Source organism: Methanobrevibacter sp. (assembly GCF_045116495.1).
GTDB lineage: Archaea > Methanobacteriota > Methanobacteria > Methanobacteriales > Methanobacteriaceae > Methanocatella.
The window spans coordinates 1-21,796 of record NZ_JBGULU010000167.1; the positions used below are offsets into that span (position 1 = coordinate 1).

A 21,796-nucleotide genomic window follows, 5' to 3' on the forward strand; every position below is an offset into this window, starting at 1 on the left:
ATATAATTTTCATCCCTTTCCAAAATTTTAAATTTTTTTTGAGATAATTCATCAGAAATACTCTCCATTTCCTTTGAATTATCTGCAGACAATATTAATAAATCCATATTAATCCATGTAAACTACAAATTCATCTAATTCTTTTCTTGGAGTTTCACGAGGCTCGGCATTACCATAACCTAACGGAGTAAATAATACAGGTTCTTCGTTTTCATCCAGGTTTAAGAATTTATGAGCTTCGTATTTTTTGAATGCACCTATATAACATGTTCCAAGACCAACATCCTGAGCGGCCAGTATCATATGATCCATTACAATTGTTGCATCGATGTCTGCTATGTTTTTTCCATCCCATGGTCTTGTCCATGCTTTATCTCTAAGTGCAACAACACACAATACATAAGGAGCTTCGACAAACCATTTTGCTCCGTAAATCTTAGACAATTCATCTTTATATTTTTTAGTGTCAATAACATAAACTTTAAAAGGCTGGAAATTTACACCAGTTGGCGCTAATGTAGCTGCCTTTAAAACGTATTCCAGTTTTTCCTTTTCGACTTCCTTATCCAAATAACCTCTTACACTGTATCTTTCTGTAATTACATCAACGAATTCCATCGTATCTTCCTCCTGTATATATTATATCATCAAGGTCACAAAAACGTCTAAATTCCTCTTCTTCCATATTTTCTTCATGAATGTGTGCAATAATACCGGGAGTTCTGCCTATTATAAACACACCCAATCCCAAATCAGGAGTGAACCCCAAATCAGATAATATTGCGGCATTTGCACCATCTACATTCAATCTGATTTGCTTTTTTTCATTTATCAAATCTTCAAGAGCCAAAGCTAATTTAATGTGAGGTCCAATAAACCCTTCCTTAATTACAAGTTCCATTAACTTATCTGCTCTCGGGTCAACATTATGGTATCTGTGTCCAAAACCGGGTATTTTTAAATCTCCATTGATATATTCATTGTATATGTCAATAGCCAGACTTGCAATTTGTTTATTATCAAGGCTGGAATCACCAGTATTATAAATTGAATTTATCCTTGACTGGTACAGCTGCATTGTTTTTTCAATTGCTCCTGCATGTTTATGGCCAAAAGACAATAATGCCCCCGCTACTGCAGTATTCATTGGAGAACCTGATGAGGCAACCAGCCTTGCTGTCTGAGTGCTTGGAGGAGTTACACCATGGTCACAAAATGAAACAAGAACATGATTAAATATTTTACCTTCCTTAGGTGAAGGCAATCTCCCTTTTAGAAGCAAATATATCATGTCACTGTAACGGATTTTTTCAATTAAATCTCTTTGATTGTATCCTCTAGTTACAATTTTATCTTCCTCTACACGGGAAATAGCTGTTTTCAAAGAATGAGAATTTACCCTAAAATTATTTTCTTGCATTTTCATGTACCTTTTGAATTATTTAATATAAGTATATAGTTATTATAATTTTAATGTTGCTACTCTTGGCTCGACAAAACAAGATGGTCTTACTGCAACAATTCTAACACCACTTGCCCTTTGATTACCAATATTGACATAAGAACCTAAAACTGTTGTTTTTCCACCAAAACCCAAAGGACCTATTCCAGTTTCATTCAATTTAGATGTTACATATTGTTCAACTTCACTTTGACTGTCCAAATTCCCATAAGCAATTGATTTTAAAAGCAGAGCATTTGCTTCATAATGTGTTCTTCCAATACCTATTGATGGAATTGAAGGTGTGCAGCCCAACAAATTGAGCGAATCAGACAGCCAATCGATTACAGTATCAATAACGTTATAAAATGAACGTTTATGATATACTCTTAATGTTTTGGCCCTAATTTCCGGACCTCCCCCCTCAAGTATGAAATGTAAATTTAATGTATCCGGATGAACATCCCTTTTATAGGTTGATTCGTCATTTGAAGAGTCAATTAAAATAGATGCAGTTTTGAGCATTCCCTGCTTTTCATATAACCCTTCACTTTGTTCTATTCTTTCAATTGCATTTCCTTTAACTGCCATCGGCCTTGCCGGAAGATTATCTAAACCTAAAGCTACCCCTTCATGAATTTGATTTAACAGCTCTCCAGTAATTTCCCTATTAGATCCTACCTCAACAATAACGTGTGGAATTCCTGTATCATCACATAACGGAAAACGAGTCTTCTGGGCAACTTTATAGTTTTCTAAAATTTGTGATAAAGCCCATCTGGCATTTTCATTTTCTTCCATTTCAATTGCATTGGTCAATGCCTTTAATTTATCATCAGTAAGTGTGGTTGATGCTTTTATAATTTTTTCTGAAATGCAGTCAATGATATCCATAAAAATCACTCAGGAACGGATAAATCATCACTTTGTGATGGTGATGCGACAGCTTGCGGACAATAAGTGTCAATCATTCTTTTAACAAGCATTACCTGTTTAATGCGAGCTTTAGCTTCTTTTTCTGTGGTGTCCCAATTATGGTTGGCTGCAACTGAACCTCCTGTTTTTAAATAAACCGGAGCTGCAACATCAATAAATTTTGGAACTTCATAATGGCGTATGAATCCTCCGGTGGATTTGGGATTTTCAGTATGCAAATCTATAGACATATCTACAGCATTTCTAATGGCTGCAATCATAGGGATTTGAAGATCCCTAACCGGATTTAGTGAGTCCAGACCATTTTCTTCAAGCAGTTTTGCGGCTGCAGGATTTGAATGGCCTGCATGAGCTGACAATTTAAAATGAGTGTTTTTAGGAATTTCGCCTTTGGCCCTCATCTTATTTAAAACCCAAAGAAGACCTTCATCATACAACAATATTCCCCGAACACCTAAACTGCATGCCCTTTTTACATCTTCAATGGCATAAACTAAATTATCATAACCTCTGAGCCTGTAACCGATTCGGCTCCCCTCTTTTGTGTGGACTGTAGCTGAAGTATCATAAGTTGCCCTCGGACCAACTGATAAAAACAACTCACATCCGTAATCCTTAGCCAAATTAACCATTGAAGTTATGTCCTCGTCACTTAAGAGCATGATTCCTTTTGTTTGAGTAACCCTATGGATGAAAACATCACTCTTTCTAGATTCGATCAAAAGAGTTTTCATGGTATTTGGAGATTGAATTCCCGGAACTTCAAAACGATATTGTCCACCATCAGCAAATCGTTTAGATGATTTGAAATCGTCAAAAGTCTCTTCAATTCCAATATTTTTTAAAAATGCCTTTGTTTTATCCATAATATCCTACTCATTTAATTTTTGAACTACATAACTCATGGAATAATCTTCAATAGAATCAATGACTGTAAGGTTTCTTATATCATATAACGGATTATTAGCTTTGAATTTATCGATTAATTCACTTAATTTATATGGATTTTCAAAATCTCCTTTTGGAAGCAATGTGATGTTTTGAAATACTCCGTTTCTAAATGTCTTGTCTAATTTAATGATAACATTTGACGGTCTTTTTTCAGGATACAACTCATTTAATTTATCGTCTGAAAGAATAATCATTCTGGCTGCAAGATTTTTAATGCTGTTTACCTTATCGACTGTGGAATAATTATCCAGAAGACCATATTCAATCAACTGGTCAATGTCATCAACGGTTACCTCACCGACTACAAGAGATATTGCAACAGCAAACGGCAGGGACTGCCTCAACTCTTCCTTGTTTTTAGGGTTGAAGTTATTGTGCTGAGCTGCAACATCATATGTCTTAACCGCTATATTTTCAATATGGTCATATTCATCCCCTATGCTTGCCTTAAGCTTTAAGGCCGTGTCGATTGATGAGTGAATATGTCTGCAGAACGGATATTTTTTAAAGTAAATGTCCCTTACTCTCACTTTGCCTATTTCTTTTAAAACCTTTTCAAATGAGAAATCTTCAACATTATAATCATCATACACCATCGCTTTTAAAAGCCCCTCTTTTCCTTCAAATATGGTGCCGCTACCGGTAAATCCGTTTCTTGCAAGGAATGCGGATAACATTCCGTTATAAACTGCCTTTCCAACATGCAATGATTTGCCCATGGACCCTCCATGATCTGATTCCAAAAGACCTGCGGCCTGGGTTCCGCATAAACCCAGTGCATTTAAGATTTGCTCTTCATCAAGTTTCAATAATTTTGAGGCTACTGTTCCGGCGACAAACGCTCCTATGGTTCCTGTAGTATGAAATCCTTTGTTTCTATGGTCAGGATTTACAATTTTTCCAAGCAATATTCCAACTTCATAACCTACAATGACGCCTTCCAGAAATTCCTTTCCGCTCAAATCGAAACTTTCGGAAATTGCCAAAGCAGTAGGGAATATCACTGAACCCAAATGAATTTGTCCACCTCTGTGTCCATCATCCAACTCCAATACATGAGCTGAAACACCATTTAAAAATCCGGCACTTAAAATATTGGTTTTTTTATTTCTTCCTATAACAGAAGCCCTTAAATTTAAATTTAAGTTTCCAGAAAATATTTCTTCAACTGTATTGTAGGCTATTTTTGAAGCCTCTTCACTAGCTCCCCTGTAGGTTACTCCGAAAAAGTCCAGGAAAGCTGCTTTTACAGTGGTGATGGATTCCACAGTTGCCTGTTCATAACGATAGTTTGAAATAAATTTAGAAATATTTTTTAAAAACATAAAACACCTAACTTAATATATGTAAAAATAGTGTTAAATAGTTAACTTATGAATTTTAAAAAAGGCCTTTAAGCTGCCGGAACACCAGTTAAAACTAGCACAATGTGTGCTACAATTGCTGCACCATAGTAAGTTGCGGCAATAACTAAAACAGTAATTACTATAGCTCTCCAACCTAAAGCTTTAAATTCATCCCAGCTTTTACCCATTCCAATACCCACATAAGCTAAAAAGACAGTTACAATTGATAAAAGTTCAACCTTAGAAACATAGTAAAGAACAAATTTAGATGTAGGCATTCCAGGAAATGCAATTAGAATACCGATAATACTGATATACAATATTGAAGAAATGTCAAACGGAACTTCCCTTTCAAGCCATACCCCAATGAGAGTAATGAGAGACAATATGCCCATGCCCACTAAAGAGTCAGTCATCGGATGCTTATAACCCAGATAGTTGCCAATTACAGTAATGACTGAAAATATGATTAACAACAATATCCAATTAAAGATACCATGAACAGTAACATTTTCAGATCCTTCAAGCAAGTCAGGCATTATTCATCCTCCTTCTTTTCAGGCACTAAAGCTTCTCTTCCAATTTTTGGTTCCAACCAATTGTACATTCTTTCTGTCAGAGGGAGTGCAATAAATATTACAATGTAAATACCAACACAGAAGGACAACAGGTTACTGAATCCTGCAAATGCTTCAATTTGAGTTTCCATTCCAGGAAATGCCGCAAGAGTTGGTCCAATAGCTGCAGCATTCATACTGGCACTACCCACACCACTTGCCATAGCATATGCATATGGATGAAGAGGTATGAAAGACAGTGAGAATGTAACGAGGAAACTTATAAATATTGTACCGATTACAGTTCCGATGATGAAGATTGCAAATACTCCTCTTGATTCTGGTGAATTAAAACCGTATTTATCAACAACAACCGCAACATTGGGTTCCCTTCCGATGGAATTTGTCATACCTATGGATTCCTTTTTAAATCCTAATAAAAGCGCAATTGGAAGTACCAATATGGTTGCTAGGTGTCCGAGTTCCTGCAATATTAAAGCAGGCCCCATTTCAAAAATAAGGCTTATAGACTGACCGCTGGAAACAGCTAACTTTGCAATCAAAACACCAATGAAAAGCATCATTGCCCCTTCAGCAATACGGGCCTGTTTTCTTTGAATCCATTTAATAGGTTTAATCAGATAAAAAGCAAGACCCAAAATAATCGTATAAATTAAAGGCATTATTGTTATTGCTACATCTTTGGTAAGTGTGATTTTAATTGTGCCTATAAGTTCAGCAATAATTACTAAAATAAGTACAGTACCATGTAATCTATAATCTCTCCATGGATTTTTCTTTAAAATTCTTTTATCCGTTTTTTCACGATAAATATGCTCAACTTGGCCATCCTTATTCGGAATAGAAATCCACTCCCCCAACAATATAACATTATAACTGTATAATATTAATTACTTCAAACATAATATTTAAATTAATATCATTCAAAATTAAAAATTTCACAAAAGATGAAAAAAATAGAAAAAAAATGATAATACTATTTCACAAAATAAGAAGAAATTAAACCGGAACCCCAGTTAAAACTAAAATAATATGTGCCACAAATGCAGAACCCAAATAAGTAGATGCGATTACAATGACAGTTACAACAACTGCACGCCATCCTAAAGCCTTAAACTCATTCCAACTTTTACCCATACCAATTCCGACATAAGCTAAAAATACAGTGACAATAGATAAAAGTTCAACCTGAGAAACATAATGCAGTACGAAATTAGAAGTAGGCATGCCCGGAAAAGCCAAAACAATACCGATAACACTAATGTAAATAATAGAAGAAATATTTAATGGAACTTCCCTTTCCATCCAAACACCTATTAATGTAATGCCGGACAATATTGCCATACCTACCAAAGAATCGGATATGGGATGCTTATATCCTATGTAATTGCCGATAACGGTTATAACTGAAAAAATTACTAAAAGTAAAATCCAGTTAAAAATTCCATGGACAGAAACATTTTCAGATCCATCAATGAAATCGACCATCTATTTACCTCCCTGCTCGTTTATAGTTTCTTTTTTTCCGATTTTTGGTTCTAAAAAATAATATAACTTTTCAGTCAGAGGTAAAGCAATGAAAATTACAATATAAATTCCAACAGAAAATGAAAGCAGATTACTGAATCCTGCAAATGCCTCAATACTTGTTTCCAAACTAGGAAATGCTGCAAGAGTAGGTCCTAAAGATGCCGCATTCATACTGGCACTACCAACACCGCTAGCCATTGCAAATGCATAAGGATGTAAAGGTAAAACAGAAACGCAAATACTTGTTAAAAAGCTAATGAATACTGTTCCTATTATTGTTCCGACAATAAACAGTGCGAAAATTCCTCTTGATTCCGGAGAGTTGAATCCGAATTTATCAACAACGACTGCAACTTCAGGTTCACGGCCTATTGAATTAGTCATACCAATTGTTTCCCTTTTAAATCCAAGCAGTAATGCTATAGGAAGTGCAACAAATATTGTGGCCAAGTGCCCCAATTCCTGTAAAATCAAAGCGGGACCCATTTCAAAAATAAGATGTATTGATTGACCGCTGGAAACAGCTAATTTGGCAATTAAAATTCCAATAAAAAGCATCATTGCCCCTTCAGCAACTCTGGATTGTTTTCTTTGAATCCATTTAATCGGTTTTGCAAGATAAAAAACAAGTCCCAAAACCATAGTATAGAGCAATGGCATTATAGAAACTGAAACACCTTTTGTCAGATTAATTTCAATCGGTCCAATCAGTTCTGCAATAATTACCAGAAGAAGTACGGATAGATGTAAACCGTAATCTTTCCAGGGATTCTTTTTTAAAATACGTTTATCAGTCTTATTACGATATATATGTTGAATATCTGTCGTGTCAATATCATTGTTTGAAATAATACCCTCTCCCACCCTACACATTAGATGTGTCAATTAATTCTAACTATAAAACAAGTACTATATAAATTAGTATGATTTAGTTCTCAAAAGTTCTAAAAACATGAATAAAAATTGCGAAAAATTAAAAAATATTTCACAAAAAGTGAACAATAAAAAATAACAATAATAAAGTTATTCGTAATATAAAAAGTTAAAAAAGAGTATTTAAATAATATTACATTCTACAAAGTGGTTTTGAAAGATGTCTCCTTGCAGAAACCGGTGTTTCGTAAAACTGAGAATTTTTTAAATTACGTTTGATAATAATAGGAACTTTTTCACTAGATTCAATTTTCCTACCACATTTCCTACATTTGAACCCTTTGTTTTTGCCGGCAGAAGTCATTCTTTTTCCACATTCACAAACCGGATTTTGATATTCAACATCGTTTAATTTAAGAACCTGAAATTTTTCAATGTTGAAGGTGTTTTGCTCCCCAATTCCGCCAAATACCCTAATGACATCCCCAGGACGCAAGTATGAAACCGTATTTCTAAAACCTTTTGTCGGTTCATATGCTCCGCATTCAATCTCACCGGATTCGTCCTTAATATGGAAAAACATGTGTCCTCCTTCAATGACTTTAGGCTTATTTTTTACTTCACCTATGACCTCATAACATCCAAACTGTTTCATGGATGCAATATCCGGAGTTTTTTGAATATGCATATCGGTGTGCTGGTTTGTTTTAAAAATACAGGAATCAACAATAGGTTCGCCAACTTTAACTATTTCCTTTGCTGTCTTTAAAGCTTCAACAGAGTTCGATCTGATGCCATATAAAACAGGGCATGGAGTTTTAGGTTCTATTGCAATGTAGTTTTCTTTATAGTCAATGTTTTCAAAGGTATCTGGAAATGTCTCCTTATCCATTTCATAAACCGAATCATAGTCAATCTGCCTTTCAGTTCCATAATTTTCAGGAGCCCTATATGCAAGCAATTCAAATGTGTAATCAGACAACGGCAGACTGATGGCTGCAATGGATCCTATAATGCCCCTTCCCTTTTTGAATTTATGAATTTCACAGCCCATTTCCTTTCCAAATTTTTCAGCCTCTTCAATTGTTATGAATTCATAAATTGCTCTGAATGCATAATCCTGCATCTCATCAGTAATTTCACCATTATAAAAGACAACACCGGGATTTGTATTGTCACAGTCAAACATGGATAATTTTTCAACTTCCCTTAAAACAATTTCCTTTGCCAAATCAGCATTATCGTTATTTTCTATTTTAAAGCTAACTCCACCATTACCACGAGTTTTAAATCTGGCAAACGGATTTAATCTGATTAATCTGGGATAGTCTAAAAGTTCAATCCCTTTTTCATTTAATCTGTTGATTATCTGACTTGCAAGGAATGTTGTGCACATTCCGTCCGGAGAGTCCGTGTCATCTATTCCAATATGTAAAACATTAATTTAAATCACCTTAAATATATAAGATATTATAGTTATAACAATATATAGTTTAATTAATAGAGGCAATTCAATGTTAACTCGCGGAAACCTGTTACAGCAAATAGAACAATTACTAAAATCACAAGGTTATAAAACCTCAGACACATACGAGCAGGGCTCATTTGATTTGGTAGCCAGGAAAAACCTATTAATTTTACTTTTAAAAACCTTTTTAAACATTGACAGTATAAATGAACAAAATGCGCATGAAATGAAGCAATTAGCTAATATTTTTTTGGCCTCACCAATCATTATCGGAGAAAAATCCAGAAACGGCATTCTTGAAGAAGGGGTCGTCTATGAGAGATATGATATTCCAACAGTCGGTTTTGAAACCTTTAAAAACATGATTGTTTATAATGAATACCCTGAAATTTTAGCAGACCGTGGAGGATACTTTGTAAAAATTGATGGAAATGTTATAAAACAATACCGTGAGGAGTATTCAATGTCTTTAAAGGATTTGGCCAGTCTTGCACATGTTTCACGTGCTACCATGTACAAATATGAAAATGGCATTGTTCGTGCGAATACTGAAACTGCAATGATTTTGGAAGAGATTCTCAATACAAAAGTTACGCTCGATATTGATTTGTTAAAGCAACCACAAAAAGAGGACATTGAATATAGTGATGATGTTAATGACTTGTCAAAACTTGGATATGGCGTTCTGTCCACTTCCAAAAGTCCATTCGATGCCGTGGCAAAAATGAAAAGTTCAGACAATCATTCGCCATTAATTGCAAATGTTGAAAAAAACAGAACTGAAAAGACATTGAAAAGAATGGCAATTCCTCTAAAAGACCTGTCAATGGTTACAACATCAGAACCAGTTTTCATAATCAACAATGATAAGATACGAGAGTCAATAGGCACAATACCGGTTATAAAATCCTGGGAGTTAAAAGAATTTGAAAATTCCAAGGAATTATTAAAAATGATTAAAGAGAGAAAAGAAAATTAGTGTGATATTATGGAAAATTTACAGATTACAGATATGGAAAATCATCCTATTAAATGGGTTTGCAACTATAAAGGACAAAGAGCTATTGGAATATGTGGCAAAACTCAAAAAATAGCCATGTTTGCATCAGACGAAAGAGTATCCAGAATCCTTGATGACATCGTAATTGGAACCGATGAAGAACAGGAAGGATACGGCTGTGAAGAAAAGGACCGCTGCTGCAATTTTGAATGTGAACTCTGTGAAATTTCTCCAAGACAATACCTTCAGATTACCGGCAAAAAACCATCCAATAAAAATATAAAAGATCTGATTAACGGATTGGCTGATTTAAATAAAACATTAAAAGAAGATGGATTTGTCCCATTTGAAGAATATGAAGTTGTAAAACTTTAATATTCTTTTAGAAGTGAAAAGTCTTCGCTTGCCTCCTCGACTTTAGCAACTCCCAATGATATTAAATCCACATAATCTATTTTTTTTAAAAATTCAAAAGCATCTTTAGGGGGCAACACACCTGCTGCCAATACTCTGGTAGCTATTACTTTTTTATTTAAGCTAACTAATCTTTGTTTGAAATCCTCTCTTTGAGAGGCATTAAATGCACTGATATCCATCATATAGGACAATGAGTTAAATGGAATCATGTAAAAATCAAATAAATCCATATCCAAATTATCAGGAAGCAAATCAGTTGTTTTTGACGGAAAAGCTGTTACCAGACCTGAAAGTGCGCCGGTAGTGTTAATTTCAGACAATATCTTTGAAGTTAATTTCCAGTCATAACCGTCAACGATAAACTCATCAACCAGCATTAAAGGACAATCATATTTGCTGAATAGGCTTATATCATCGTCCCAGTCCACTTCTTTTGCAACTTCATAATTTGGATTTAAGTAATCAACATCAGATTTGCCGATTGTTGCAATAACCTTCATTTTACAGTTCTGTTCAACTGCAAGGTCATATGCTTCAAGCAGATTGGAATCATTGACCAAATTAATGGCTCTGATTCCCTGATTATATGATTCCACAATAACATCAGCAATATTTTGAGGACTTTCATATAAATCCAATTGGTAAATCCTTGATCTGTGTCCGAAATAAAGTTCGGCCATAAATGGGCCATAACCCAATATTGTTTTTGGAATTTCCTTGTCTTTAAATTCCAAGTCCTCAAAAAACATATTATCACTATTCTTTTTCAACTAAAACTGCAGTTCCGTAAACAAGAATCTCTTGCATTACCTGAGAGATTTCATTTGAGTCAAATCTAATTGCTACAATTCCATTTGCACCTAAATCCTGTGCATGTTCAATTGCTCTGTGTAATGCCTCATCACGGGATTCTTCCATCATTTTCACATACTGTTTGATTTCTCCACCGAAAAGAGATTTTACACCCGCGCCGATTTGTCCTCCGGCACCTCTACTTCTGACGGTCAAACCATAAATAAAACCTTTTGTTTCCACAATTCTATAACCAGGAATATCATTTGCTGTTGAAATTGGAAATTCTTCTACAGATACCATAATTAATTCTCCGTTTATTTAAATTTAGATTAAAACAAATAATATAAATTCTAACCTAAATGATAATTATTTGATTCATCATATAAAAAATATTGTAAAATCACAGATTAATTTAAATTTTAAATATAATAAAAAATATAAATTTAATTAATATTTACTATTAAATATTCTTTTAAAAAAAAACAAATTATGGTGAAATTATGAAAGTACTTGTTGCTGATGCTATTAATGAAAAGGGTATCGAAAACTTAAAGGAAGTGGCTGAAGTTGTCGTAGACACCAGCATTACTCCTAAAGAGTTAGCGAATACCATCCACGAATATAATGGAATTATTGTAAGAAGCCGGACAAAAATTACTGCAGATTTGATTGAAAAAGCAGAAAATATGAAAATCATCGCAAGAGCGGGTGTTGGAGTAGACAACATCGACTTGAATGCCGCAACTGAAAAAGGTATCATGGTTGTAAACTCACCTGAATCCACATCAGTTACTGTAGCTGAACACACAATGGGATTGATTTTAAGCATGGCCCGTAAAATTTCCATTGCAGACAAATCCGTTAAAGAAGGTAAATGGGAAAAGAAAAAATTCATGGGTGTTGAACTTAGAAATAAAACTCTTGGTGTAATCGGAATGGGAAGAATCGGTTCCCAAGTAGTAAACAGATGTAAAGCATTTGGTATGGATGCAATGGCATATGATCCATACTTGCCTGAAGAAGTCGCCAAACAAATGGGCGTTGAATTAACTGATTTGGAAAAAGTGCTTAAAAATGCTGACTTCATTACAATTCATGTACCTCTTACCCCTGAAACCAAACATTCAATCTCCACCGAGCAATTTGAATTAATGAAAGACACTGCATATATCGTGAACTGTGCACGTGGTGGAGTTATTGATGAAGATGCATTATACGATGCTTTGCTTAACAATAAGATTGGAGGAGCCGCTTTGGATGTATATGAAGAAGAACCTCCAGCAGAAGACTCAAAATTATTTGAACTTGAAAACATCGTTTTAACTCCTCACATTGCAGCTTCAACCAAAGAAGCTCAAAGAGATGCTGCTATTATCGTGGCTGATGAAATTATCAATTTAGCAAAAGGAAAAGCTCCAAGAAATGTATTGAACATGCCACGTATTGACAGCAACACATATCAGGAATTAGCTCCATTCATGGAATTATGTGAAAAATTAGGTAGTTTCATATCTCAAGGAGTTAACGGTAAAATTAAAGAAATCGAAATTATTTACAGCGGAGAATTAGCTGAAATTGACAACCTTGAACTCTTAACAAGAACTGTTATTCAAGGTGCTGTAAATCCATTCTTAAGTTCTCCTGTAAACGCAGTAAATGCATCCCTTGTTGCAAAAGACAGAGGAATAAGTATTACTGAAGGAAGAAAAAACAATGCCAAAGGATATGATTCATTAATTAAAGTTATTGCAAAAAGTGCAACCGATGAGTTCTCAGCTGTCGGAACACATTTACACGAAGCAAGAATTTTAAAAGTGAACGATTATTGGGTTGATGTTATTCCTGAAGGACACATGTTTATTGCAAAATATGAAGATGTTCCTGGAAGTATTGGTAAAATTGGTACTAAATTAGGAGAACACAACGTTAACATCGGAATTATGCAAGTTGGAAGAGATGAAAAAGGCGGAAGAGCAATCATGGTTCTGACTTTAGATAAAGAAATTCCAAAAGATGTTATTAAAGAAATCCAAGCTTTAGATAACGTTTATGAAGCTAATGGATTAGAATTATAAAAAACAATTTTCACCATATTGTTTTTTATTTTTTATTTTTTTTCAACCAAAAAAAGAGCTATTCTTTAAATTCCCTTGTGATTTTTTTGATGGTGCCGTCAGAATTAATCTCAATTTTCAAGACCTGATTTTGTGCTTGAATTCTTTCTTCAAATTCCTCATACTGATTTTTTCGTTCTTCATCAAGACTTTTGAAAAATTTATCATCTTTTTCATCCAAAAATCCCGGTTTGAACTCATCACTATCGGTTACAACATCACCTTCATCGAAAAAGTCATTAGGATCATAATCAACCAAGTGACTGTAATCTCCAATTGTGTAATCTAAGGGTTGACCATATCTGTCATATGATTTGAAGGTCTCTAAACTGTAAGGCAGACATACAATCATGTGGAAGTATCCATATTTTGAAAATGTTCTTAAATCTGCAGTAGACGGCATTGCACTTGGACCGGGGTGTGAGTGTACGGATCCGAAATATTTGGTAGTCATCGGAATTAGTTCAGTATGAACAACAGCACCGGTTTCACAAGTTTCACCTGGGACAAATAATAAGCTGGTAATGTATAATATTTTATCTTTAATCATGCCATCAAAGAATGCCAAAAACTCATTTGGATATGCCTGTTTGGAATAGAATATTACAGATTCCAGAACTTCTCTATCAACTCTAACCTCTTTGAATTCTTCATCATCATTGCCGAGTATTTTAGAAATAAAACTCATTCAATCACCTTTATATCTTTAAAGAACTCTTCGCTAAATATTGGAAGTTCCCAATCAGTATAAATGTAACTTCTATATGAAATTTGATTTTTGTTTTCTTTTTTGTTGAAACCTACTATTTCCTTATTTTTCCTATAAACTGCTATTCCTCTTTTTTTGTAAGTTTCAACATCATTCAAGTTAATGCCATTTTCGAATAAAAATTCGTGAATGTCACTTAAGTTCATACCTTTTATTTTCTCGTTGGCTTCAGTATTTGAATACTTGGATTTGAGGAAAGAAATTCCATGTGAATTAACACAGTTTCTCCAAGACTCATCCTGCCTCCACTTGAAATAGTTTAAAATATCCTTCTCATTAACAGGTATGATTCTTGAATCAAATGCGGGAGGCTTTTTGAATTGGGTATTGTAATGCATTACAAAAGAACTTGCAGTGAAACTAGCTATTACAGAGTTGATTTTTTCAATTCTGCCATCAAAAGGGACATTATCTAAAAGCAAGCTTATTTCATCTGAAAAAGCATAAACGAATTCTGCTGAAAACTCTTCAAACAAATCCCTGCAAACCTTAGAGATTACCTCATAAAAATTATCATCATATGGTTTTACAAGGTTTAAATCACGAGCCAATTTATGAAAGCTTCTTCCATCTAGGCGAATGATAATTTTAGAGTTTTTCGGAACTCTCAAAGACGAATAAACTTCAAATTCTTTCATTTACAGGCCCACACTGATTGTTTCATTGAAACTTTTAAGCAACCTAATTGCTGATAGTGCCGCCAGCATGCTTGTTTTTGGATTGGCAACACATGGGAAATTCATAGTAGTTGTTTTAAACTCACCGAAATCTCCTTTTGCAGTAATTTCATGAACATTCCTGTCAACTTTAGGATCGACAATGATTTTAACATCAATATCCATGTTGCATGCCATACTAATTGTTGCAGCAACATTAATGTTTAATGGAAATTCCTTAACTGCTTCGGAAGCCTTTCCTTCAAATAAAACCTCTTCGGAATCAATATCTTTACCAAGAGATTTAGGAGATTTGCGAGTTACAAGATTTACTTCCTTTAATCCGAAATTGGCAACAGCCTTTATACCGTCCAAACCTACAACTGCCCCGGAAGGCAAGTGTATTTTAGCATTGTTATCTTTAGCTATTTTCAGGACTTTATTATAGAATTCCATATCCATAAATGCGCCAATACTCATTATAATCATGTCTATACCTTTTTCAAGTACTTTTGGAGCTAATTCCTTAACGGAATCTGGTGAAGCACATTCCAAGACCAGGTCAACATTGTTTAACATTTCATCCAAGTCAAGTACTGCCACACCCTTGGCGAAACTTGCCAAATTTTCAGCTCTTTCAATATCCTTGTCAAAAAAGTATTCGATTTCAATTCCATTATCTTCCGGAACTATGCTGGTTGTAATAATATTGGCAATAGCTCCACATCCTATAATACCTACTTTCATAGTATCACTTAGAATAAGTTTTTAAATAAATATAAAATAAAAAAAAGGATTTTAAAAGATTATTTCTAATCTTTTAGTCAAATTGAACTTGAGTTTCAGTTTGTGGTTGAGTTTCAGGTTGTTTTGGAGTTGCTTCAGGGATTTGTGGTTCAGGAGCGACTTTTTTAATATCCCTTGGGTTGATTAACATTATATCTCCAATAGCTTGAACTTTATCAAAGTCCACGGTTAATAAATCATTTTGGAAAGATCTCATATCATGTTCTTCTGGAGATTCTCCACGAATGCTACCAAATATTTGACCTACTAAAGAACCTGAAGATCTTTTTTCTTGCTCAATAGCTCTAACTTGTAATTTTGAAATAGTACCTAACCTGATATTAAGAATAACATCTTCTACACGACCAACATAATGTCCTGTGTTGGTATAAATATCTAAACTGCGTAATTTTGAAACTTCTACCATGTTTACACCACAATATAAAATAATATTAAATAAATATGTATAACTTTATTTAATTGTTAATATAAATAGTTTTTGTTTTTTAAACTTGAAAACGTCTTATTTAACAAAAAACTTATTAAATTTAATAATTAAAATATAATTTAGATTACAAGGGGACTTTAAATTGTGGGATACAACAAAAGATTATAGAATTTTAGTAGCAAGCAAAGCAAGAGAAAATTACCTGAACCTAATTCCAACAGCATCATTTAGAGGAAGCTGGAATAAAAAGCAAGCAATTGATTTAGGAAAACAAATGAACAGTGATTTTCAATCATTGACATATTCTTACTTGGAAGGAGATGAATTGACAAATTCACCAGATGTTGAAGCCATAAAAGAAAAAGCTTTAAGCATTATTGAATATTTGGGTGGAGATGATTGGAATAAAAAGTTTTTAAACAATGCTCCAAAGGAAGATAGGGAAAAAACACAGGAAAACATTGCAAAAGTGAGATTTTTCCTGGATACCATGATCGGACTTAAAGACCGCCTGGCCCTTGGCCCAATAAATGACCCAATTTTAGGCATTGACATTAAAGTGGGCGAAGTAATGAGTGTTACAAAACATCCTAAAAACGAAAATTTGCTTATCTGTAATGTTAATTTAGGAAAACGTGCAGTTACTGTTGTTACCAACGATTTAAATGTTAAAGATGAAAATAAAGTGGGAGTATCCTTACTTCCTCCGCAATCATTCAGTGACATCGTTAGTGAAGGAATGTTTCTGGGAATGAACGGAAGTATTCTCAAAGATGTTGAAGGCGAACTTGGACAAATGCCTAAGGGAATCCCTATAGAGTCACTTAACGAAACCCGTAACCTTGTAGAAAGCTATTTGAAATAAGTTTTAAAAACTTATTTTCTTTTTTTATTACAAATAATGCATAAGTCACTATCTCAGGTTCAAACCTATCAATTTTGTTTTTGTCATTTCTTCAACAGCATATTTTATTCCTTCTTTTCCAACACCACTGTTTTTGAATCCTCCAAATGGCATGTTGTCTGTTCTGAAGGTGGACTGTTTATTTATAAATACTGTTCCTGCTTCGATTTCCTGAGCACATCGCATTGCATTGGCATAATCTGAAGTAAATACTCCTGCCTGCAATCCATAATCTGTCTCATTTGCAACTTTAATGGCTTCATCAACATCACTGACGCGAATGATTGGTGCTACTGGCCCAAATGTTTCATTTATAACCAAATCCATATCCGGAGTTACATTATCAATAACAGTAGCCTGGTAAAATGCACCATCACGAACACCCCCCGTCAATATTTTAGCGCCCTCATGAACTGCATTATTAACTGTTTGCTCGACTTGAATTGCTGCCTTTTCAGATATCAATGTTCCAAGAGTGGTTTTTGTATCCAAAGGATTTCCCATAACCATCTTTTCTGTTTGAGCCACCAATTTCTCGCAAAATTCATCAGCAACTTCATTTTCAATAATGATTCTTTTAACACCCATGCAGACCTGGCCCGCATTTAAGAATGCGCCATTAATAACACCAGTTACTGCCTTATCAAGATTTGCATCTTTTAAAACAACCATCGGATCATTTCCACCCAATTCCAATGTTACTTTTTTCATTCCTGCCTTTTGAGATATCATAAGCCCTGTTGTTACGCTCCCTGTAAACGAAATTTTATTTACTCCATTTGAAGTGACAAGGTAATCCCCAACTTCAGAGCCGTATCCGGTAACAGTATTTACCACTCCATCAGGAAATTCTTCATTTAACAGTTCTGCAAATTTCATTACTGTCAAAGGAGCTTCCGTTGGAGGTTTTATAATAACAGTATTCTTACAGGCTATTGCAGGTGCAATTTTATGGATAGTCAGATTCAAAGGATAGTTAAACGGAGTGATGGCTGCAACTACGCCCAAAGGCAGGCGCTGTGTGAATGCGAAAAATCCTTTTCCATTTAAACCCGCATCCAATGGCACGCTTTCACCATAGATTCTTTTTGCTTCTTCAGCAGCAAGCTTTAATGTTTCAATTGATCTGTCTAGCTCAACTAAAGATTCATTAATCGGCTTTCCAACTTCCAATGTAAGCAAACGAGCAAAATCTTCACGATTATCCTTTAATTTTTCAACAACATTGAATAATTTATTTGAAACCTTAAATGCTGACATTTCTTGCAAAGAGTCTTTAGCATTATTTGCCTCTGTTATTGCCAAATCTGCAGTTTGCCTGTGAGCAATGGGAACAGTATCGATTACTTCATTATCATAAGGATTTTTAACTTCCAGTAAATCATCACTTGAGATGTGTTTTCCGCCAATTAACATATCCATTTTATCACCTTGATTAATATTTATACTAAAACTAATAAATATTCATCTATGGAAACCACTAGATTTGAAACTTTTTTTGATGCAATCATCGCAATCATAATAACTGTTTTAGTTTTAAAAATTCCACAACCTACATCACCAACACCTGGTGCCCTTATAGAATTGAATTCCATTTATATTGCATATTTAATCAGCTTTATGATTTTATACAATATCTGGTATGCAAATCATAATCTATTCCAGGTCATCGATACAATAGACAATACCTCAGTATGGATTTATGGAACAATGACATTTGTAATTTCACTGCTGCCTTATTTTACAATTTGGCTTGCAAATAATGTTTATTCAATCCCTGCCGAGACAATGTTCGGATTGCTATTTATTATAACCCATATTCTAAATACATTAGCTACGCGGGCGATTTATAGAAGCAATCCTTATAATAAAAAGTTGAATGAAATGAATTTCAACTCATATTACATGAACATTCCAACAATAATATTATTAGTTGGATTTATTTTAACATACACAATCTATATTCCTGGAATTTACATTTGCTGTTTATTGTCAGTTATTTTATGGATTATTTTAGGTAGAATACTAAGGAGGCCTAATGATGGAAACTGATCGTTTTGAAGCATTGGTTGATGCAATTTTAGCTATCATTATTACAATCATTGTCCTGGAAATACCTCTTGCAAGCGCGGGAACTTGGGGATCCCTTTACGAACTTAGGTACGAATTCATTATTTACGCAGTCAGTTTTATTGTATGTTTTAATTTTTGGAATTACAACAATAACCTATTCAGCATTGTAAATAAGATTGACCCTAATGTTATCTGGTCTATGGGAGTTACACTGTTTGTATTTTCACTGCTGCCTTACTTTACAACATTTGTCGGTGAAAATTTCTATGAATTCTTCCCACAGTTCATGTATGGTTTGTGTTTTTTGATAACTGCAATTCTATCAATGATAATCGGGAAATTCCTGAAAGAATCAGACCCAGCAAATATTGCCCTGCAACTGGCCCTAAGCAATCATTATCCAATGTATGGAACCATTATACTGGTTATAATTGGAATGGTAATTGGATACTTCATTTATCCTCCGGCAATTATGATATGCTGCTTACTTTCAATACTGGGAATTTGGTTCATACCAAAAATTCAACATTACTTATCCTAAGAGAGGTGCATTTCAAGTGTAACTACTTGAGATGCCAAATTTTTTAAAACAAAAGTAAAATATTACTTCATATTGATATTTATTAGTTTTTTGACCAAATTTTAAATTTTAACTGTTGAATTTATGAAATAAGAAGACCAGTTTTTTAAATGGAAAAATGTGGAAAAAATCTTGAGTTACTGGCAGGAAAAATTGTTACAATAATTAAGTAAAAATAGTTCAAATTAACAACAAATGGCAAAATAATACTGTTTTTTAAAATCAATGCAATATTCAAGTTACAAATAAAAAAACAAATATTTTAAATGGAATATTAATGTAACTAAAAATTTTTTAAAAAATCATGACTTTCGCATGAAATTCAAAAACCATACTGTGAAATATGAATCGTTAATGTTAATGTCACCCACTTATAGGCCAAAGTGCAAATTCAAATGAAATATTGATGAAAATCAATTTAATGAAAATTAACTTTAAGATACAAAAAATGAATTGAAAATAATGTGTTTCCGTTGAGAAAATTGCGATTTAAAGTGAATTTAATAATTATTAGAAAAAACTTCAATTCAAGAAAAAACTTAAAAATGCTTTAATGTTAAAACAAGTAATTGAAATTTAAAAAAATAAAAAAAAGGTTTATATTTATACATCTGAGTATAATAAACCTAATACTCTTCCATTAAAGAATAGTACATAAACTACTATGATACCAAATAGGATACCTCCAACTGTAGCATTCCATTTTGCGATTAGAATAGCAATGGAATATAATATCAATGAAATAATTGCAATAATGAGTATTACTAAAATAAGTTTTACAATACCTACTCTTGAGATATCACCAATTGCTTCACCAATTGAAAGTGCATCACCAATATCTTCAGTTTTAGCCAATCTGCATTGTGCCATCACTAAAGCTAATGAGAAAATAATACTAACAATGAATGAAATAATTCCAGATAACCAATGTTGGAAGATGATTGCTAAAATTGAACTGATAATAATTGGAATAAGCATGTAAACAATTTGTACTGCAAACAATTTAACACCATTAATAAATTGTCTTATGAAATCTATATCAGGAGCACTAGCACTTCTCTGAATACCATATTTAACAATATCCAATTGATAACCATTAATAAGGAATACTATGAAAAGTGAAATGATGATTCCAATAACACCTGATCCGATAACTGCCCAAATATTTTCAATTGCGACACCTGCTGAAACAGATACCAATGTACCAATTATAGCAATTCCTAAAATAATTCCTAAAATAAGATATAAAACTAATGCTTTAATATTATGAAATGGATAAACTAAAGCATCACCTAAAATTTCACCTATTTCCATTTTTTGTTCACCTTTAAATTTATTGAAAAAAACCCTTTTATAGAGTCATTAATTATTTATATAAACACTTATATTTAAATATAAGTAGTAAAAAGTGAATGTTTACAACAATAGCTTAAAAAAAAGATATATTATTTAAAAAAATATAATTGATAATGTTGAAACACTATTTAAAATAATTTCCCAAAGAATTTAGTTCAGAATTAAATATTTTAACCTCATTTGATGCAATTTCATCACTTAAATCGCCGATATAATTATTGTACATATAAACAACAAGTAGAACTACAACCATAATGCCTCCAAACAGTAAAATAAATTCTGCAGATGCCTGACCTTTACTATCCATTATAATCCCCCCATAATCAAGCTCCCACCAAAGGTGGAAATAAAATAGAATATTGCAAAAGATGCACTGGCCAAAGGTAGTGAAAACTTAAATCCTTTTTTAATATCACCGTACATAATAATGCTAATGATAAAACCCACTAAAATCGAGTGAATGATTAAATAAATCTCACCAGCGATTGGAGCCGTCAGAATAATTTCCGATTCCATACCATAACCCTGCATAAATCCCGAATAAACCCCCACCATACCAATTGCAAATGGCGTTGCAATAACAGCCGAAATTAACAAAAACATTACAGACATCATTACAGTTGATTTTCTCTCCCGTTTAAGTGCAAGCAAATCCCTCAAATCATCAGAAACATCACTAAGTACTGATGAAATACTTGATCCTGATTTTCTTCCATCAAGAATAATTCCAAATATCCTTTCAAGCTCCTTTGATTTTAATCTTTTAGACATTGCC

Annotated in this window: 26 protein-coding genes; 6 read left to right on the forward strand and 20 right to left on the reverse strand. The window is 33.5% G+C overall.

The window, feature by feature from the left end; genetic code table 11:
• Positions 1–108: 108 nt before the first annotated feature.
• The 10 genes from ACJMLH_RS09020 to ACJMLH_RS09065 form a co-directional block, all read right to left on the reverse strand.
• Complete coding sequence (locus ACJMLH_RS09020; RefSeq protein WP_405276883.1) at positions 109–618, reverse strand: nitroreductase family protein; 510 nt, start codon at positions 616–618, stop codon at positions 109–111.
• A complete protein-coding gene (locus ACJMLH_RS09025; RefSeq protein ID WP_405276885.1) occupies positions 605–1,420 on the reverse strand; it encodes a citryl-CoA lyase in 816 nt (271 codons plus the stop codon). The genes ACJMLH_RS09020 and ACJMLH_RS09025 overlap by 14 nt, the downstream gene beginning before the upstream one ends.
• A gap of 42 nt (positions 1,421–1,462) precedes the next feature.
• Complete coding sequence (locus ACJMLH_RS09030) at positions 1,463–2,335, reverse strand: fumarate hydratase (RefSeq protein WP_405276887.1); 873 nt, start codon at positions 2,333–2,335, stop codon at positions 1,463–1,465.
• 5 nt (positions 2,336–2,340) lie between these two features.
• Positions 2,341–3,243: a peptidase gene (locus ACJMLH_RS09035; protein ID WP_405276889.1), complete on the reverse strand. Its 903-nt coding sequence runs from the start codon at positions 3,241–3,243 to the stop codon at positions 2,341–2,343.
• A 6-nt stretch (positions 3,244–3,249) separates the two neighbouring features.
• Entirely contained in the window at positions 3,250–4,653 is a 1,404-nt protein-coding gene (locus ACJMLH_RS09040) for an MmgE/PrpD family protein (protein WP_405276891.1), read from the reverse strand.
• A gap of 68 nt (positions 4,654–4,721) precedes the next feature.
• Positions 4,722–5,213, reverse strand: a complete 492-nt coding sequence (locus ACJMLH_RS09045; RefSeq protein ID WP_405276893.1) for a hypothetical protein — start codon at positions 5,211–5,213, stop codon at positions 4,722–4,724.
• Positions 5,213–6,112 carry a DUF3100 domain-containing protein gene (locus ACJMLH_RS09050; RefSeq protein WP_405276895.1) on the reverse strand — a complete coding sequence of 300 codons (900 nt, stop codon included), beginning with the start codon at positions 6,110–6,112 and terminating at the stop codon, positions 5,213–5,215. The genes ACJMLH_RS09045 and ACJMLH_RS09050 overlap by 1 nt, the downstream gene beginning before the upstream one ends.
• Positions 6,113–6,251: 139 nt before the next feature.
• Positions 6,252–6,740 (reverse strand): hypothetical protein, encoded by a 489-nt coding sequence (locus ACJMLH_RS09055; RefSeq protein WP_405276897.1) that lies wholly within the window; start codon positions 6,738–6,740, stop codon positions 6,252–6,254.
• Positions 6,741–7,655, reverse strand: coding sequence for a DUF3100 domain-containing protein (locus tag ACJMLH_RS09060; RefSeq protein ID WP_405276899.1), 915 nt, complete (start codon positions 7,653–7,655; stop codon positions 6,741–6,743). It abuts the gene before it with no gap.
• A 193-nt stretch (positions 7,656–7,848) separates the two neighbouring features.
• Positions 7,849–9,099 (reverse strand): DUF1743 domain-containing protein, encoded by a 1,251-nt coding sequence (locus ACJMLH_RS09065; protein WP_405276935.1) that lies wholly within the window; start codon positions 9,097–9,099, stop codon positions 7,849–7,851.
• A gap of 70 nt (positions 9,100–9,169) precedes the next feature.
• On the opposite strand from ACJMLH_RS09065, the gene ACJMLH_RS09070 reads away from it, so the two are divergent.
• Both ACJMLH_RS09070 and ACJMLH_RS09075 read left to right on the forward strand, forming a co-directional pair.
• Positions 9,170–10,102, forward strand: a complete 933-nt coding sequence (locus ACJMLH_RS09070; RefSeq protein WP_405276901.1) for a transcriptional regulator — start codon at positions 9,170–9,172, stop codon at positions 10,100–10,102.
• Positions 10,103–10,111: 9 nt separating this feature from the next.
• Entirely contained in the window at positions 10,112–10,498 is a 387-nt protein-coding gene (locus ACJMLH_RS09075; RefSeq protein ID WP_405276903.1) for a hypothetical protein, read from the forward strand.
• Here ACJMLH_RS09075 and ACJMLH_RS09080 read toward each other — a convergent pair.
• Complete coding sequence (locus ACJMLH_RS09080) at positions 10,495–11,289, reverse strand: hypothetical protein (protein WP_405276905.1); 795 nt, start codon at positions 11,287–11,289, stop codon at positions 10,495–10,497. The two genes, ACJMLH_RS09075 and ACJMLH_RS09080, sit on opposite strands and share 4 nt — an antisense overlap.
• A gap of 7 nt (positions 11,290–11,296) precedes the next feature.
• Positions 11,297–11,635 carry a heavy metal-binding domain-containing protein gene (locus tag ACJMLH_RS09085; protein ID WP_405276907.1) on the reverse strand — a complete coding sequence of 113 codons (339 nt, stop codon included), beginning with the start codon at positions 11,633–11,635 and terminating at the stop codon, positions 11,297–11,299.
• Positions 11,636–11,835: 200 nt separating this feature from the next.
• Here ACJMLH_RS09085 and serA point away from each other — a divergent pair, with 200 nt between their 5' ends.
• Positions 11,836–13,410, forward strand: coding sequence for a phosphoglycerate dehydrogenase (serA, locus tag ACJMLH_RS09090; protein WP_405276909.1), 1,575 nt, complete (start codon positions 11,836–11,838; stop codon positions 13,408–13,410).
• Positions 13,411–13,468: 58 nt separating this feature from the next.
• On the opposite strand, the gene ACJMLH_RS09095 is transcribed toward serA, so the two are convergent.
• From ACJMLH_RS09095 to ACJMLH_RS09110, 4 genes are all read right to left on the reverse strand, one after another.
• Positions 13,469–14,137 carry a Mov34/MPN/PAD-1 family protein gene (locus ACJMLH_RS09095; RefSeq protein ID WP_405276912.1) on the reverse strand — a complete coding sequence of 223 codons (669 nt, stop codon included), beginning with the start codon at positions 14,135–14,137 and terminating at the stop codon, positions 13,469–13,471.
• Complete coding sequence (locus ACJMLH_RS09100) at positions 14,134–14,856, reverse strand: tRNA(His) guanylyltransferase Thg1 family protein (protein WP_405276915.1); 723 nt, start codon at positions 14,854–14,856, stop codon at positions 14,134–14,136. The genes ACJMLH_RS09095 and ACJMLH_RS09100 overlap by 4 nt, the downstream gene beginning before the upstream one ends.
• Positions 14,857–15,621, reverse strand: a complete 765-nt coding sequence (locus ACJMLH_RS09105) for an aspartate dehydrogenase (RefSeq protein ID WP_405276917.1) — start codon at positions 15,619–15,621, stop codon at positions 14,857–14,859.
• Between the two features lie 73 nt (positions 15,622–15,694).
• On the reverse strand, positions 15,695–16,087 hold the full coding sequence (locus ACJMLH_RS09110) for a PRC-barrel domain-containing protein (RefSeq protein WP_405276919.1): 393 nt from the start codon (positions 16,085–16,087) through the stop codon (positions 15,695–15,697).
• Between the two features lie 163 nt (positions 16,088–16,250).
• On the opposite strand from ACJMLH_RS09110, the gene ACJMLH_RS09115 reads away from it, so the two are divergent.
• Positions 16,251–16,973 carry a tRNA-binding protein gene (locus ACJMLH_RS09115; protein ID WP_405276921.1) on the forward strand — a complete coding sequence of 241 codons (723 nt, stop codon included), beginning with the start codon at positions 16,251–16,253 and terminating at the stop codon, positions 16,971–16,973.
• Between the two features lie 48 nt (positions 16,974–17,021).
• Here ACJMLH_RS09115 and ACJMLH_RS09120 read toward each other — a convergent pair whose 3' ends face one another.
• The gene (locus tag ACJMLH_RS09120; RefSeq protein ID WP_405276923.1) at positions 17,022–18,434 is read right to left on the reverse strand and encodes a lactaldehyde dehydrogenase; all 1,413 of its coding nucleotides are present in this window, start codon (positions 18,432–18,434) and stop codon (positions 17,022–17,024) included.
• Positions 18,435–18,482: 48 nt separating this feature from the next.
• Between ACJMLH_RS09120 and ACJMLH_RS09125 the strand changes: the two genes are divergently transcribed.
• Positions 18,483–19,064 carry a TMEM175 family protein gene (locus ACJMLH_RS09125; RefSeq protein ID WP_405276925.1) on the forward strand — a complete coding sequence of 194 codons (582 nt, stop codon included), beginning with the start codon at positions 18,483–18,485 and terminating at the stop codon, positions 19,062–19,064.
• Positions 19,051–19,626: a TMEM175 family protein gene (locus tag ACJMLH_RS09130; RefSeq protein WP_405276927.1), complete on the forward strand. Its 576-nt coding sequence runs from the start codon at positions 19,051–19,053 to the stop codon at positions 19,624–19,626. The genes ACJMLH_RS09125 and ACJMLH_RS09130 overlap by 14 nt, the downstream gene beginning before the upstream one ends.
• A gap of 642 nt (positions 19,627–20,268) precedes the next feature.
• Here ACJMLH_RS09130 and ACJMLH_RS09135 read toward each other — a convergent pair.
• From ACJMLH_RS09135 to ACJMLH_RS09145, 3 genes are all read right to left on the reverse strand, one after another.
• The gene (locus ACJMLH_RS09135) at positions 20,269–20,979 is read right to left on the reverse strand and encodes a DUF4013 domain-containing protein (protein ID WP_405276929.1); all 711 of its coding nucleotides are present in this window, start codon (positions 20,977–20,979) and stop codon (positions 20,269–20,271) included.
• Between the two features lie 166 nt (positions 20,980–21,145).
• Positions 21,146–21,328: a class III signal peptide-containing protein gene (locus ACJMLH_RS09140; RefSeq protein ID WP_405276931.1), complete on the reverse strand. Its 183-nt coding sequence runs from the start codon at positions 21,326–21,328 to the stop codon at positions 21,146–21,148.
• Positions 21,328–21,796: type II secretion system F family protein (locus ACJMLH_RS09145; RefSeq protein WP_405276933.1), on the reverse strand; the 469-nt coding region annotated here is incomplete at its 5' end. The genes ACJMLH_RS09140 and ACJMLH_RS09145, both read right to left, overlap by 1 nt.

Coding starts and splice junctions, on each gene's coding strand:
- ACJMLH_RS09020 (WP_405276883.1), bottom strand. CDS start 618: ATGGAATTCGTTGATGTAATTACAGAAAGATACAGTGTAAGAGGTTAT.
- ACJMLH_RS09025 (WP_405276885.1), bottom strand. CDS start 1,420: ATGCAAGAAAATAATTTTAGGGTAAATTCTCATTCTTTGAAAACAGCT.
- ACJMLH_RS09030 (WP_405276887.1), bottom strand. CDS start 2,335: ATGGATATCATTGACTGCATTTCAGAAAAAATTATAAAAGCATCAACC.
- ACJMLH_RS09035 (WP_405276889.1), bottom strand. CDS start 3,243: ATGGATAAAACAAAGGCATTTTTAAAAAATATTGGAATTGAAGAGACT.
- ACJMLH_RS09040 (WP_405276891.1), bottom strand. CDS start 4,653: ATGTTTTTAAAAAATATTTCTAAATTTATTTCAAACTATCGTTATGAA.
- ACJMLH_RS09045 (WP_405276893.1), bottom strand. CDS start 5,213: ATGCCTGACTTGCTTGAAGGATCTGAAAATGTTACTGTTCATGGTATC.
- ACJMLH_RS09055 (WP_405276897.1), bottom strand. CDS start 6,740: ATGGTCGATTTCATTGATGGATCTGAAAATGTTTCTGTCCATGGAATT.
- ACJMLH_RS09060 (WP_405276899.1), bottom strand. CDS start 7,655: ATGTGTAGGGTGGGAGAGGGTATTATTTCAAACAATGATATTGACACG.
- ACJMLH_RS09070 (WP_405276901.1), top strand. CDS start 9,170: ATGTTAACTCGCGGAAACCTGTTACAGCAAATAGAACAATTACTAAAA.
- ACJMLH_RS09075 (WP_405276903.1), top strand. CDS start 10,112: ATGGAAAATTTACAGATTACAGATATGGAAAATCATCCTATTAAATGG.
- ACJMLH_RS09080 (WP_405276905.1), bottom strand. CDS start 11,289: ATGTTTTTTGAGGACTTGGAATTTAAAGACAAGGAAATTCCAAAAACA.
- ACJMLH_RS09085 (WP_405276907.1), bottom strand. CDS start 11,635: ATGGTATCTGTAGAAGAATTTCCAATTTCAACAGCAAATGATATTCCT.
- serA (WP_405276909.1), top strand. CDS start 11,836: ATGAAAGTACTTGTTGCTGATGCTATTAATGAAAAGGGTATCGAAAAC.
- ACJMLH_RS09095 (WP_405276912.1), bottom strand. CDS start 14,137: ATGAGTTTTATTTCTAAAATACTCGGCAATGATGATGAAGAATTCAAA.
- ACJMLH_RS09100 (WP_405276915.1), bottom strand. CDS start 14,856: ATGAAAGAATTTGAAGTTTATTCGTCTTTGAGAGTTCCGAAAAACTCT.
- ACJMLH_RS09105 (WP_405276917.1), bottom strand. CDS start 15,621: ATGAAAGTAGGTATTATAGGATGTGGAGCTATTGCCAATATTATTACA.
- ACJMLH_RS09110 (WP_405276919.1), bottom strand. CDS start 16,087: ATGGTAGAAGTTTCAAAATTACGCAGTTTAGATATTTATACCAACACA.
- ACJMLH_RS09120 (WP_405276923.1), bottom strand. CDS start 18,434: ATGGATATGTTAATTGGCGGAAAACACATCTCAAGTGATGATTTACTG.
- ACJMLH_RS09125 (WP_405276925.1), top strand. CDS start 18,483: ATGGAAACCACTAGATTTGAAACTTTTTTTGATGCAATCATCGCAATC.
- ACJMLH_RS09130 (WP_405276927.1), top strand. CDS start 19,051: ATGATGGAAACTGATCGTTTTGAAGCATTGGTTGATGCAATTTTAGCT.
- ACJMLH_RS09135 (WP_405276929.1), bottom strand. CDS start 20,979: ATGGAAATAGGTGAAATTTTAGGTGATGCTTTAGTTTATCCATTTCAT.
- ACJMLH_RS09140 (WP_405276931.1), bottom strand. CDS start 21,328: ATGGATAGTAAAGGTCAGGCATCTGCAGAATTTATTTTACTGTTTGGA.